Here is a 13,770-nt window from a genome sequence, read left to right as displayed (position 1 = left end):
GGTGAGGCGGTAGCGGCAGGCGATCAGCCGGGGAGCCGTCACGGCCGGCCCTCGCGGGACTGGCGGCGCAGCAGTTCGCCGAGCTCCTTCAGGTCGTCGGCGGCCCCGGTGACCGGGGCGACGGGGGTGGCGGGTGCTGCGAGGGCTGCGGGGGCTGCGGCTGCCTGCGGCGGGGGCGGGGCGTAGGGGGCCGCCGGGGCGCCGTACCCGGGCGCGGTCGGCGCGTACGGCGAGGTGTGGGGCTGGGCCTGCGGCGCCGCGTACGACGGGGACGGCTGCGGTGCGGGGCGGCCCGCCTCCCAGACCTCGCGGCGGTCCATCAGCAGGAAGTGGGGCGTCGGCGCGAACCAGAGCACGAACAGGGTGATCTGGCCGGTGAGGTCGGCCGTCGGGTCCTTCAGGCGGCCCGCGATCCCGGCGGAGACGATCAGCGTCAGCAGCAGCCCGCAGAACACGACGGCGCCGGCGATGTCGTACGCCCGTCGGCGCCGGACCGCCAGGACCAGCGACGGGACGGCGCCGAGCAGGCCGAAGGTCACGACGGGGGCGAGGGCGAACAGCACCCGCGCGGTCGTGCCGAGGCGGCCCGGTATCGCGGCCGGCGCCGGGGGCGGTCCCGGAACGTACGGCGTGCCGCCGGGCGGTGGTCCGAACGGCCCGGGGTACTGCCCTGACATGTGCGCTCCTGAGCTGATGGGAACCGATGCCGACCGGGGGACGGCCCGGCCCGGCCCACGGTACCGTCCGGCCGGGTCGCCACGGAGGGCTTCCGTCCGGTCGGCACCTCGCCGGTGGCGCACCCGTGCTGAGCCGACGTCAGCCTGACGGTTACGGACGCCGATGCGGGTTCAGCGCTCCGGCGGTGTGAGGGCACCGGTGGCCAGGGCGTCCGTCGCGGCCTGGGTGAGGACGCGGCCGAGGGCGGCGGCCCGGGTGAGGGCGGAGTCGAAGGCGGCCAGGCGGGCGAAGGCCGTGCCGAGGTGCTGCTGGGCGGGGAGGGGGAGGCGGGGCAGTTCGACCCGGCGGATGTCCAGGCGGGCGGTGGTGGTGGCGTGGCTGGCGGCGCGCCGGGTGCCGGCGGTGGAGCGGAACTGGCCGGCCAGGAACTCCGGGTCGAGGACGGCCGGGTCGGGCCGCAGCAGGTGGAGCTGGCGGCCCAGGGCGGCGCCGACCAGCGGGCCTTCGGCGGGGACGACGCGCGCGGGGCCGCTCCCGAGGGCGGGGACGAGGACGTCGCCGGGGCGGGTGCGGACGTCACCGGCGGGGCCGGCGGGGCCGGTGGCGCCGGTGCTTTCGGTGCCCTCGGGGGCTTCGGCCAGGAAGGCACTGGGCGGGGTGTCGGCGGCGAGGTCCTGGTCGGTGATCACGAGGGTGCCGCCGAGGGCGGCGCCGCCGGTGCCGGCCGGGCGGACGGCGGCGCCGGTACCGGAGGAGTACACCTCCAGCGCACCGCTGCGGACCAGTTCGCCCACCGTCACCACGCCCGCGGCCGCGAGTCCGGGGCCGTCCTGCGGGAGCAGCGTGGCGGGGTCGGCCAGCCCGGCCAGCAGTTCGGCCAACCGGCCGCCGAGGTGCGAGAGTTCGGCCGCGCCGCCGATCGGGGCGGCGGACGGGACGTGCCGCGCCGGGGAGAGGTCGGTCTCGTCGTCCAGCAGGTCGATGGCGGCCATGGCGCGGTGGACGCCGGGCCGGTCGGCCGGGACGGGCAGGCCCTCGCGGGCGGCGAGGTCGAAGGCGCTCCAGGCGTCCAGGACGGTGCGGTGCAGCCCGGGCCAGTCGACCTTGTCCCGGCCGCCCTCCGCGGCCGTCGAGGGGGCGCTCGGGGAGCCGGCCGCACCCGCCGCCGCGTCGACCAGCAGGACCTGGCGGAAGTCGTCGCCCGGCCGGGGCGCGCGGAGCACCCACAGGTGCAGCGGGACGCCGTACGGCGGGGCGGCGCCGGCGGGCAGGGCGACGACGGCCCGCAGGGCGCCGGAGCGGAGCAGTTCGGCGCGGATGCGGCGGCCGGCCCGGCGGGTGGCGACGGTCGGCGGGAGGAGGAGGGCGGCGAGGCCGCCGGGGCGGGTGTGGGCGAGGCAGTGCAGGACCCAGGCGAGTTCGGACTCGCCGCGCGGCGGGACGAGCCCGCCGGGCCAGCGGGCGTCGAACTGCAACTCGTCGTGCCCCCAGTCCCGTTCGTTGTACGGGGGCTGGCAGAGCACCGCCTCGAAGGTGTCGCCGGGGTAGGCGTCCGCGCGCAGGGCGTCGCCGGTGCGCAGGTCGAGCGGGAGCGGGCCGGGTTCGTCGGCGGGGGTGTGCAGGGCGAGCCGCAGCCGGGTGAGGGCCGCGGCGACCGGGTCGGCGTCCTGGCCGTAGCGGCCGGTGGTCGGGGGGTGGGCGAGCAGGACGGCGCCGAGTCCGGCCGCCGGGTCGAGCACCGTGGCGGGGACGCCGGCGACGGCCGCGAGCAGCCGGGCCGCTTCCGGCGGGGTGGGGCTGAGCTGGCGGGTGTTGGCCTCGGCGTGGCGGGTGAGCAGCTGCTCGTACGCGTCCGCGGGGCCGCCGGACCGGGCGGCGAGGGCGGCGAGCCCGCGGGCGAGGTCGAGCTGGGTGCTGCCGAGCAGGTGGGACAACTGGAGGGTGCGGGGAGCGTCCGGGCCGAGGGCGTGAACAGCGGTGTCGGCGACGGCTCGGGGCAGCGCGGTGGCGAGCCGGGTGTCGGGCTGGTCGGCGAGCTCGGCCCAGCGCGCGGGGGTGCGGTGCAGCAGGAGCAGCAGGGCGCCGGCCTCGACCAGGGGGGCGGCGGGGTGGCCGGCCGGGTCGCGGAGGGTGTCGACCAGTTGCCAGACCCGTTCCAGCAGGGGGAGTTCGGCGATCTTGCCCTGGGCGCGCAGCCAGGTCTCGACCTCGTCGAGGGCGAAGGTCGGACTGGTGTCGGTGCCGCCCGCGGGGGGCGGGAAGTCGGGGTGGCGGCGGCGCCAGTTGCTGACCGCGGCCCGGCCGACCCCGGCCAGCCGGGCGATCTCGGTGGCGGTCACTTCGGGGCGGTCCGGCACGGGGGCTCCTTAGGGCGTGTGGCCACACAGCATAGCGACGCACCTTCTCGATCCTGTTCACGCTGTAAACAGAGAGCTTTTGTGAATTGCCATTGACATCGTTCACAGCCGAGTGGTGTGATCTCTCCGTCGCCACCGAACGGGGGCGGCGCCGGGAAGGCGGAGACCACCCGGCACGCCTCACCGATCACCGGGAGAACCTCATGTCCGCGACCACCCGCCGCACCGCCGCCCTGCTGCTGGGCGCCGCCCTGGTCACGCTCTCCGCGACGGCCTGCAACTCCACCGGCGGCTCCTCCGTCTCCACCGAGCCCAAGCAGAGCGCCGCCGCGAGCGCGCCCGCCGGCGGCAAGCCGGCCGAGAGCAAGCCGACCGACGCCCCCAAGGTGGCGAAGCTCGGCGACACCATCCCGCTCAAGGGCAACGACCCGGCCGACACCGCCGACGTGACGCTGGTGAAGGTCGTCGACAGCGCCGAGCCCGACAACGAGTTCATCCACCCGGCGGACGGAAAGCGCTTCGTCGCGGTCCAGTTCCGGATCAAGGCGACCGGCAAGAAGGCGTACAGCGACGCCCCGGGCAACGGCGCCAAGGTGCTGGACGCCCAGGGCCAGGCGTACGGCTCGACGGTCGCGGACACCAAGGCCGGCCCGAGCTTCCAGGTCCCCGCCAACATCGCCCCCGGCGAGAGCGCCCTCGGCTTCGTCACCTTCGAGGTGCCCAAGGACGCCAAGCTCGACAAGGCCCAGTTCGGCCTCGACAGCGGCTTCGCCCCGCAGACCGGCCAGTGGAAGATCGGCTGACGGCCCTGTTCACAGCCGCCGCCCGCCGACACCCTCCGCCACCGGCCTCGCCGCCGAGCCCGTACACACGGAAACGGCGGCCCCGGGCAGAGCCCGGGACCGCCGTGAGCACCGGCGAGCGGCGCGGAGGCTACTTCTTCGACCCCGCCAGGTCGTCGAACATGGCCGACAGGAACTCGCTGCTCCAGCCCAGCAGTTCGCGCCCGACGAGGGGCTTGCCCCCGATGCGGCCGGTGCTGGGGCGGGGGACCAGCAGTTGCTGGGAGGCGGCCTTGACCTGGCTGCGCGGGTAGAGGCGGTTGAGGCGGAGTTCCTGGGACTCGCGCAGGTCCACCGGGCCGAAGCGGACGAAGTTGCCCTGGAGGGTGATGTCCGCGATGCCGCAGCGGCGGGCGTACAGGCGCAGCGCGGCGACCAGGAGGAGGTTCTCGACCGGCTCGGGCAGCTTGCCGTAGCGGTCGACGAGCTCGTCGCGGACCTGCTGGATGTCCTCCTCGGAGTTGACGGCCGCGATCGAGCGGTACGCCTGGAGGCGCAGCCGCTCGCCGGGGGCGTAGTCGTGCGGCACGTGGGCGTCCACGGGCAGCTCGATCTTCACCTCCAGCGGCTCCTCCTCCGGCTCGCCGCCGCCGGCCAGCGACTCGCGGAACTCGGCGACGGCCTCGCCGACCATCCGCATGTAGAGGTCGAAGCCGACGCCCGCGATGTGCCCGGACTGCTCGCCGCCGAGGAGGTTGCCGGCGCCGCGGATCTCCAGGTCCTTCATGGCGACGTACATGCCGGCGCCCATCTCGGTGTGCTGGGCGATGGTGGCCAGCCGCTCGTGGGCGGTCTCGGTGAGGGGCTTCTCCGGCGGGTAGAGCATGTAGGCGTAGCCGCGCTCGCGGCCACGGCCGACGCGGCCGCGCAGCTGGTGGAGCTGGGAGAGGCCGAAGGTGTCGCCGCGCTCGACGATGAGGGTGTTGGCGTTGGAGATGTCGATGCCGGACTCGACGATGGTGGTCGACACCAGGACGTCGAACTCCTTCTCCCAGAAGTCGACGACGACCTTCTCCAGCTGGGTCTCCCCCATCTGCCCGTGCGCGGTGGCGATCCGGGCCTCGGGCACCAGGTCCTTGAGCCGGGCGGCCGCCTTGTCGATCGACTCGACCCGGTTGTGGATGTAGAACACCTGGCCCTCGCGCAGGAGTTCGCGCCGGATCGCGGCCGAGATCTGCTTCTCGTCGTACGGCCCGACGAAGGTCAGCACCGGGTGCCGCTCCTCCGGCGGGGTGGTGATGGTGGACATCTCGCGGATGCCGGTGACGGCCATCTCCAGGGTGCGCGGGATCGGCGTCGCGGACATGGTGAGGACGTCCACGTTGGCACGCAGCTTCTTCAGCTGCTCCTTGTGCTCGACGCCGAAGCGCTGCTCCTCGTCGACGATGACCAGGCCGAGGTCCTTGAACCTGGTCTCGGAGGAGAACAGCCGGTGCGTGCCGATGACGACGTCCACCGAGCCCTCGAACAGGCCCTCCAGGACGGCCTTGGCCTCGCTGTCGCTCTGGAAGCGGGAGAGCGCCTTCACGGTGACCGGGAAGTTGGCGTAGCGCTCGGCGAAGGTGGAGAAGTGCTGCTGCACCAGCAGCGTGGTGGGCACCAGCACCGCCACCTGCTTGCCGTCCTGCACGGCCTTGAAGGCGGCGCGCACGGCGATCTCGGTCTTGCCGTAGCCGACGTCGCCGCAGATCAGCCGGTCCATCGGGACGGACTTCTCCATGTCGGACTTGACCTCGGCGATGGTGGTCAGCTGGTCCGGGGTCTCCGCGTACGGGAAGGCGTCCTCGAGTTCGCGCTGCCACGGGGTGTCCGGCCCGAAGGTGTGGCCGGGGGCGGCCATGCGGGCCGAGTAGAGCTTGATCAGGTCGGCGGCGATCTCCTTGACGGCCTTCTTGGCGCGCTGCTTGGTCTTCGCCCAATCCGCCCCGCCGAGGCGGTGCAGGGTGGGGGCCTCGCCGCCGACGTACTTGGTGACCTGGTCGAGCTGGTCGGTGGGCACGAAGAGCCGGTCGCCGGGGTGGCCGCGCTTGGCGGGGGCGTACTCCAGCACCAGGTACTCGCGGGTGGCGCCCTGGACGGTGCGCTGCACCATCTCGACGTACCGGCCGACGCCGTGGGCCTCGTGCACCACGTAGTCCCCGGCGACGAGCGCCAGCGGGTCGATGGCGTTGCGGCGCCGGGAGGGCATCCGCCGCATGTCCTTGGTGGAGGACTTCTGGCCGGACAGGTCGGTCTCGGTGATGACGGTGAGCTTGAGGTTCTCGTCGACGAAGCCGTGCTCGATGGAGCCGCAGGAGACGTACACGACGTCCCGGGTGGGGGCCTCGGCGAGGTCGGCGACCAGGCGGGCCGGGATGCCCTCGTTGCCGAGCACCTCGGCGAGGCGGGAGGCGGGGCCGTGGCCCTCGGTGACCATGACGACCCGCCAGTCGGCGGACAGCCGCTCCTTGGCGTCGGCGATGGCGCGGGCGGTGTCGCCGCGGTACGCCTCGACGGCGTGCATGCCCAGCGTCAGCGTGTTGGCGTCGAACTCGAGGATCCCGTCGACCGTGGACTCGCTGGTCGCGAACGGGCTGACGGACCACCAGGGCAGCCCGATCTCGGCGGCGTGCTCGCGCACGTCGGCGATGGAGCGCAGCGAGGCGGCGGAGACGTCGATCGCCTCCAGGTCGATCGGCCGGTCCCCGCCGGCCGCGGCGGCGACCCAGGAGGCGTGCAGGAACTCCTGGCTGGTCGCCACCAGGTCGGCGGCCCGGGTGCGGACCCGCTCGGGGTCGCAGACCACGGCGACGGAGCCGAGCGGCAGCACGTCGACCAGCAGTTCCATGTCGTCGACCAGGACGGGCGCCAGCGACTCCATGCCCTCGACCGCGATGCCCTCGGCGATCTTGTCCAGGATCTCGGCCAGCCCCGGGTGCTCGGCGGCGAGTTCGGCCGCGCGGGCGCGTACCTCGTCGGTCAGCAGCAGCTCGCGGCAGGGCGGGGCCCACAGGCCGTGCTCGGCGATCTCCAGCGAGCGCTGGTCGGCGACCTTGAAGTAGCGGATCTCCTCGACCTCGTCGCCCCAGAACTCCACCCGCAGGGGGTGCTCCTCGGTCGGCGGGAAGACGTCCAGGATGCCGCCGCGCACGGCGAACTCACCGCGCTTCTCGACCAGTTCGACCCGGGCGTAGGCGGCGGCCGCGAGCCTGCGGGCCACCTCCTCCAGGTCGTGCGACTCGCTCCGCCGGACGGCCACGGGCTCCAGCTCGGCCAGCCCCTTGACCTGCGGCTGGAGCACCGAGCGGACGGGGGCCACGACCACCTGCACCGGCCCGGCCGCCGGGTCGTCGGCCCTCGGGTGCGCGATCCGGCGCAGCACGGCGAGGCGGCGGCCCACGGTGTCGGAGCGGGGCGAGAGCCGCTCGTGCGGCAGGGTCTCCCAGGCGGGGAACTCGGCCACGGCGTCCGGCGGCAGCAGCGAGCGCAGCGAGGCGGCGAGGTCCTCGGCCTCCCGGCCGGTGGCGGTGACGGCGAGCACCGGCCGGCCGCGCTCGCCGGCGGCCTGTCCGGCGAGGGCGCGGGCCAGCGCGGCGATGGCGAAGGGCCGGGCGGCGGGCGGTCCGACCAGGTCCAGGTGGCGGCGGCCGCCGCCCGCGGCCCCGGTGGCGGTGGCCGCTTCGATCGCCTCGGCGAGCGCCGCGTCCCGGGCGACGACGTCGAGCAGTCCGGTCAGACTCATCTGGGGTCTCTTCTTCGTCCCGTGGCTGGTGCTGCCTCCGGGCGGCGAAGGCCCGCCGGGGCAACGCGAACGGCCCGGCACGCCGAGCGGCCGGGGGGTTCAAGCCTACGCCGCGCCACGGACACCCACGCGGCGTACGGCCGTGGCGGCGCCGGGGGTCGAGCGCGCCGCGAGATGCTCCGCTCCCGTACACACCCCCGCTGTCAGGGACACGACCGGGGACGAACGACTGGACGGAACACCGAGCGGCCGGTGGACGAACCAGCCCGGGGGCGACCTAAAGGTTGACAGGCCCCAGGTGCCACGAACTGGACATACTCCTGTCACTGCCTGTCCATGGAGTTCCTGCACCATGGTGAATGTGCCCGCCGCACCCAACCGTGGGGGATGGCTGTGGAGGGCACCTGTCGCACCACCGATGGGGGTCGGGGGTGCGAGGCCGGGCGACCCTGGGTGGGGGCGCCCGCCCAAGCGCCGGGAACCGTGGCGCCCTTTCCTGGAGGGCGCCACGGGTCTCGGCCTCTTCGCTTTCACGGGGTCCTCACTCCGGGGGCCGCCGCACCGGCCCGGCGGATCGGGACCACCCTTCGAAACTCCCTAGATTCGCACGACGCACCGTAGGCGGACAGTTGTTTCCGGCCGCCCCCTCCGCGAGTCGCTCCGGGGAACCGGCAAAGGCGCCGCCCGATCTCTCCGTGTCCCCTCCGCGTTTCTCCTCGCCGAAGGCCCTGACCGCCGTGAGAGGCGGTCAGGGCCCAGGACGAGAAACTCACCAAGCCGATCACCGGTGAGGGGAAGAGCTAACGCTTGCGGTAGGAGACCGTATTCGGGGTCGCGTAGCCGCTGCCGTCGTCGACGATGATGATCTTCGGGACGATCTTGGTCTCGTCCTCCTCGGCCGACACCGCCGACGGGACGGGCGGCGCAGGCGGAGCGGCGGGCGGCGTCGCGGGCCTGGGCGGCAGCGCGGACGGCGCGACGGGGCCGGTCACCACCGCGGGCTCGCCCTCGGCGGCGGGCTTCCGGTCCGCCGGGGCCGTGTCGGCGGGCTCGTCCGCGACCGGCTTGTCGGCGACCGGCTTCCCGACCTCCGGCCTCTTCTCCGCCGGCCTCTTCTCCGCCGGCTTCTTGTCCGCCGCACCGCCGAGCACCGGCGCCCGGAGCACCGCCGTCGCCTCCCCCACCGGCACCTTGCGCAGGCTCGGCCGGGGGATCTCACCGGTGTCCGCCTCCGAGTCCACCGCCGAAGCCACCGTCACGGCGTCCGCGGGCGCCGCGTCGGCGGGACCGACGGATGCGGGACCGGCGGAGGCGGCAGCGGCCGAGGCGGCAGCGGCGGCCGGCAGCACCTCGGCGAGCAGCTCGGGCTCGATCTGCCCGACCGCCGAGCCCGTCAGCGAGGCCAGGGTGGCCTTGATGTGGTCGAGGTGCTTCTGCACCGTCTCCAGCCGGGCGTCGAACTCGCGCTGCTCCCGCTCGATCCGCGCGTTGATCTCCTCGGCCTCCCGGCGGGCCTGCTCGATCAGCTGGTCGGCCTTGGCCTGGGCGTCGGCCTCCTGCTGCTTGATCTGCGAGAGCACGGTCTCCCGCTGCTGTTCGGCCTCCTTGACCCGGCGCTCGGCGGTGGAGGACACCTGGGCGTCCTCGGCGTCGGCCTTGGCCTGGGCCGCGGCGAAGGTCTCGTCGGCCTTGCGGCGCCGCGCGGCCAGCTCGGCCTCGGCGCTCTCGCTGGCCTCGGCGGCGGCCACCCGCACCCCGGCGGCGTAGGCGGTGGCGGTGTCCCGGGCGGTGCGGGCGTCCCGGTCGGCGGCGGAGCGCAGGCCCTCGGCCTCGGCGCGGGTGCGCTCCTCGGTGCGTCGGGCGGCCGCGTCGGCCTCCTTGCGGGTGGCCGCGGCGTACTCCTTGGCGGCCTTGTCGAGGGCCTGCCCGGCGTCGTACGTCTCGTCGCGCAGGTCCTCGGAGAAGCGCTCGGCCTTCTCCCGTACGGCCCGGGCCTCGTTGTGCGCCATCGCGGCGAGGCCCGCGGCCTGCTCGCTGAGCACCTCGTAGTCGGGCTCGGGCGCGTCCTCGGCGGCCCGGCGGATGTCGGCCAGCCGGCCCTCCATCTGCCGGATCCCGGCGCCGAGGACACTCAGCCGTTCCCACGCCTCGTCGCGCTGCGCGGTCAGCGCCGTCAGGGCGCGCTCGACCTGATCGGGCGCGTAACCGCGCCGGGCCTGTGTGAAGCCGTACTGGGGGACGGCGTCGCTCATGGGCTCTTCCCCTCGTTTCGCGGGCTGCGGAGCCCATGATCGTGCGGAGCGGACGGATCCGGAACCGGTTCCGTCGCCGGAGCCGGATCCGGTCGTCTCGCGGACCGGAATGCGTCAAGGATGGACGAATAGACCCATCCTCTTGACCTATTTTGCGCAGATCCGGACGAAACCCCAACGAGGCACCGCCGCTGCGGTACGCCGGAGGGGCCGCTCCGGACACCGGAACGACCCCTCCCCACCTGCGAGGATCTGCGGCGGCCCGCTACAGCAGGCCGTCCCAGAACTGCTCCAACAGCACGGCCCACCACGTGTCCGCGTTCTGCAGGGCCGCCGGGTCGATCGCGGCGAGCTGCGCCTGGAAGTCGGTCGTCCAGCGACCGGCCTGGTCGGGCGTCAGCCCGTACCGCAGCCGCCACATCCGGCCCAGCAGGGCCAGCGCGCGGACGAACTCCGGCACACCGCTGTTGACGAAGCGGGGCGGCCGGCCGGTTCCGTCGACGTCCACGGCGACGACGTTCGCGGTGCCGTACTGCACGCACAGCTGCCGTCCGTAGTCGTTGCCGAGCACCAGGTAGCCGCCGAAGTCCGGGGCGGCGGGCAGGCCCCGCTCGGCGGCCAGCTCGGCCAGCGTCGGGATCGGGCGGCCCTCCTGCGCCTGGGCCCAGAAGAACGGGCCGAAGTCGCGCGGCAGCCCGGCCCACATCAGGCTCTGCGCGACCGGTTCCGGCACGCCCTGGCGCGCGACGGCGCGCTGCTCGTAGCGGAACAGGTTCTGCCCGAAGGCCGCGCCGACCTCCTGCGCGAGCTGCTGCGGGGGCAGCGGCGGCAGGGCCTGGACGGTGCCGGGCGCGGGCGGCGGCACCCGGGACGGGCGGACCCGCTGGGCGCCGGCGGCCTGCTGGTGCAGCTCGTCCAGGTGGTCCAGCAGCTCGGCCATCCCGGCCTGGCGTGAGGCGTGGTCCTGGCCGTACGGGGCGGTGTGGGTGAGCCGCACGTTCGGCCAGGAGGCGGCGATCATGCGGTTGCAGTAGCCGCCGGGCAGATCGCAGGACTCCAGCTCGGTGTACAGCTCCAGCACCTGCTCCGGCGGCACGTTCAGCCGCCGCAGGTCCTGGAGGATCTTCCACTCCGGGTGCGGGGTGCCGGGCTCGCTGCGGTGCAGCAGCTTCTGCTCCGAGCCGTCCGGGCCCCGGTAGCTGAGCGCGGCGAAGTAGCCGGGCCCGACCACGGGCACGCCCGGCGGCACCGGGGCCGGCGGCTGGCCGGCGACCGGCGCGGGCGGGACGACGCCCTGGGCGCCACCCGTGGCCGGGTAGCCGTACCCGGCGACGGGCGCGGCGGGGGCCGCCGGGCCGCCGGGCGGCGGCGGGACGGCGGGGCCGCCCGAGGGCGGGGTGCCCGGGTCGGCCGGGACGCCGCCGAGCAGCGCCGGGTCGAGGGCGCCGGCCAGCTGGGTCGCCTCGTACGCCGTGCCCGCGCCCGGCGCCGGGGCGGGTGCGGGAGCCGGGGCGGGTGCCTGCGGAGCGGCGGCGGGCGTGCCCGAGCCCGGGGTGTGCCGCAGCCCGGCGGGCGGGGGCGGCGGCGGGGCGGAGGCGGCGGCACGGCCGAGCGAGCCGCCCGAGGCGGCCGGGCCGGAGGAGTTGCCGCGCAGCGCGGCCGGCGGGGGCGGCGGCGGAGCCGAGGCGGCGGCACGGCCGAGACCGCCCTGCGGGGAGGGCGCGGTGGGCAGCGGAGGCGGCGGCGGGCCGGCCGGGATGCCCGACGGCGGGGTGCCGGGGGCCCCGGGCAGACCCATCAGGCCGGGCACGGAGCCGGGGGCGGCCAGCATGGTGGGCGCGTGCTCCACCGGGCCCGCGGGCGTTCCCGCGGGCGGGGTGCCGGGGGTTCCAGGGGTGCCGGGCGCGCCGGGGGCTCCGGGCAGGCCCATCAGGCCCGCCATGGCCTCCGGCGACGCGAGCAGCGTCGGCGCCAGCTCGGCGGCCGGGGCGGCGGCCGGAGCGGGCGCGGGGGCCGGGGCCTGGGCCTGGGCCTGGGGCGCAGGGGCGGGCGGCGGCGGCATCAGCACGGTCGCGGCCTCGGCGCCGGGCGGCGGGGGCGTGTCGGGCAGGTCGGAGCCGCTGGTCCGCAGGCCCTCGGGCATCAGCACGGGCGGGACGGGCGCGGGGGGCGCGGGCGGCGCCCACTCCTCGGCCCCGGGCGGCGCGGGCGGCGCCCAGTCCTCCGCCCGGGGCGGTGCGGGTGGTGCCCACTCCTCGGCCTTCGGCGGTACGGGCGGCGCCCAGAACGGTTCCTCGGCCCCGGGCGGCGGGGCGAGCATGGTCGGCGCGTCCCCGGCGGGCCGGTCCGAGACCGGCGGCGTGGTCAGCACGGCGGGCGCGACGGGCGCCGCGGGCACGACGGGTTCGGCAGGCGCGGCGGCCGCCGGGCCTCCCAGCTTCTCCGCCTCCGCCGCGATCGCCGCGGCCCCCGCCTCCTGCAGCCACTGCGGCGGGCTGAGCAGGAAGGAGGTCGCCTCCACCGGCCCGGGCGCGGGCTTCGCCGCCCCCGCCGGGTTGGCCGCGACCGGCCGCCCGTACGCCTCCTCGTACTGCCGGACGACCTCGTTGACCGGCAGCGCCGGCCACAGCGTGCTGGCGCCCGAGTCCCGGGCGATCACCAGCCGCGCCTCGCCCGTGTCGGCGTCCGGCCCGGCGTCCGCGGGCTGCACCGCCCAGCAGACGAAGCCCAGGTCGAACTCCCGCACCCGTACCTCGCGCTGCCGCGCGAGCGGCACCCCGCCGTTGATCCACTCCTCGGCGAGCTCCTGCGCCTGCGCGTACGTCACCACGCCCGGTTCACCCCTGTCGTCCGCATCCTCGTCAGTCCCCGTCGATCCCGTCAGAACCCGTCAGATCCCGCTCAGCCCATCGGGACGGCCCGGGCGAACCCGCCGTCCACCATCAGCTCCGCGACCGTCTCCAGCTCCGGCGGGCTGCCGGCCAGCCGCAGCAGGAACGCGTCGAAGTCGTCCCCGCAGGGCAGCAGCAGCCGGGCGCAGCGCTCCTCCGGGCTCTCCGGCGCGCCGGTGTCGCGGGCGTCGTCGTAGAGGTGGAACCAGACCGAGCCGGCCCCCTCGCCGCGCACCTTGAGCGCGACGAGGCCGCCCTGCGCGTAGGCGATGCCCAGGTAGTCCTTGGTGAGGTGGTCGCGCAGGCACTTGTTGGCGTACACGACGTCCTCGGTGCCGTACTCCTCGGTGAGGGTGAGGAACGGCTGGTCGAGCAGCATGCCCAGTTCGGTGTCCAGCGCCACCCCGACCGGGGTGCGGCCGCCGCCGACCTTGAGGAAGGAGCGGTAGGCGCCGGGCAGCCGGTAGCCGAGGCGCTCCTCGGCGCGCTGCACCAGGTCCTCGGGGACGCCGATCGGGTCCCCGCCGTCCTTGGCCAGCGAGAAGTGGACGGCCCGGCGCTCCTGGAGCGGGCGGGTGCCGCGCCGGGTGTGGTCGGCGCCGGAGGTGGCCAGGCCGCCGTGGTGGCGCAGCAGGGCCTTCACCTCGACGGGGACGAGTTCCATCCGCCGCCAGCCGGGCGCCGAGTGGCCGGCCACGTGGTGCCAGGTCCAGCCGGCCGGGGTGGCGACGGCGGTCTCCTGGTCGGCCCAGAGCGGGTGGCCCTGGGTGAACAGCGCGGCGTTGGCCGAGACGTAGTCGGTCAGCCGCAGCTCGTCCACGCCGAAGCCCTCGGGCGGGTCGGCGACCTCGGCCGCGGCGGCGGCGTACGGGCCGAAGTCCGGGTAGCCGTACTCGTCCACCCGGACCCCGGCAGGGTGCCGCTCCGCACGGACCGGGTCCGGGAACTGCACCACCTGACCTGCGTACGCCGCGTTCGGTGCGACGGCGACGCCGGGCCGACCTGTCGTCATCTGGGAGCCCCCACTGC

Annotated in this window: 7 protein-coding genes; 1 reads left to right on the top strand and 6 read right to left on the bottom strand. The window is 75.7% G+C overall.

All coding sequences use genetic code 11. The features are described 5' to 3' along the window. Window positions 1-38: 38 nt before the first annotated feature. Entirely contained in the window at window positions 39-677 is a 639-nt protein-coding gene (locus IH61_RS0128545) for a hypothetical protein (protein WP_158845369.1), read from the bottom strand. A 171-nt stretch (window positions 678-848) separates the two neighbouring features. After that, window positions 849-3,035: an N-6 DNA methylase gene (locus IH61_RS0128540; RefSeq protein ID WP_031074990.1), complete on the bottom strand. Its 2,187-nt coding sequence runs from the start codon at window positions 3,033-3,035 to the stop codon at window positions 849-851. A gap of 203 nt (window positions 3,036-3,238) precedes the next feature. Here IH61_RS0128540 and IH61_RS0128535 point away from each other — a divergent pair, with 203 nt between their 5' ends. Further along, window positions 3,239-3,838 (top strand): DUF4352 domain-containing protein, encoded by a 600-nt coding sequence (locus tag IH61_RS0128535; RefSeq protein ID WP_051838196.1) that lies wholly within the window; start codon window positions 3,239-3,241, stop codon window positions 3,836-3,838. A gap of 130 nt (window positions 3,839-3,968) precedes the next feature. Here IH61_RS0128535 and mfd read toward each other — a convergent pair whose 3' ends face one another. The 4 genes from mfd to IH61_RS0128515 form a co-directional block, all read right to left on the bottom strand. Beyond that, window positions 3,969-7,598, bottom strand: a complete 3,630-nt coding sequence (gene mfd, locus IH61_RS0128530; protein WP_031074986.1) for a transcription-repair coupling factor — start codon at window positions 7,596-7,598, stop codon at window positions 3,969-3,971. Between the two features lie 800 nt (window positions 7,599-8,398). Continuing rightward, the gene (locus tag IH61_RS0128525) at window positions 8,399-9,850 is read right to left on the bottom strand and encodes a hypothetical protein (RefSeq protein ID WP_031074984.1); all 1,452 of its coding nucleotides are present in this window, start codon (window positions 9,848-9,850) and stop codon (window positions 8,399-8,401) included. A gap of 265 nt (window positions 9,851-10,115) precedes the next feature. Further along, complete coding sequence (locus tag IH61_RS0128520) at window positions 10,116-12,680, bottom strand: SUKH-4 family immunity protein (RefSeq protein WP_031074983.1); 2,565 nt, start codon at window positions 12,678-12,680, stop codon at window positions 10,116-10,118. A gap of 71 nt (window positions 12,681-12,751) precedes the next feature. Beyond that, window positions 12,752-13,753, bottom strand: coding sequence for an SMI1/KNR4 family protein (locus IH61_RS0128515; RefSeq protein ID WP_031074980.1), 1,002 nt, complete (start codon window positions 13,751-13,753; stop codon window positions 12,752-12,754). Between the last annotated feature and the right edge of the window lie 17 nt (window positions 13,754-13,770).

Origin of the sequence: Streptomyces sp. NRRL WC-3742 (assembly GCF_000720635.1) — a bacterium.
Taxonomy (GTDB): Bacteria; Actinomycetota; Actinomycetes; order Streptomycetales; family Streptomycetaceae; genus Kitasatospora.
The sequence above is the reverse complement of the archived record's forward strand: the minus strand, read 5'-3'. Positions and strand labels throughout refer to the sequence as shown.

Bases quoted from the DNA above. Each gene is read 5' to 3' on its own strand.
- IH61_RS0128515 (WP_031074980.1), bottom strand. From the start codon at position 13,753: ATGACGACAGGTCGGCCCGGCGTCGCCGTCGCACCGAACGCGGCGTAC.
- mfd (WP_031074986.1), bottom strand. From the start codon at position 7,598: ATGAGTCTGACCGGACTGCTCGACGTCGTCGCCCGGGACGCGGCGCTC.
- IH61_RS0128525 (WP_031074984.1), bottom strand. From the start codon at position 9,850: ATGAGCGACGCCGTCCCCCAGTACGGCTTCACACAGGCCCGGCGCGGT.
- IH61_RS0128535 (WP_051838196.1), top strand. From the start codon at position 3,239: ATGTCCGCGACCACCCGCCGCACCGCCGCCCTGCTGCTGGGCGCCGCC.
- IH61_RS0128545 (WP_158845369.1), bottom strand. From the start codon at position 677: ATGTCAGGGCAGTACCCCGGGCCGTTCGGACCACCGCCCGGCGGCACG.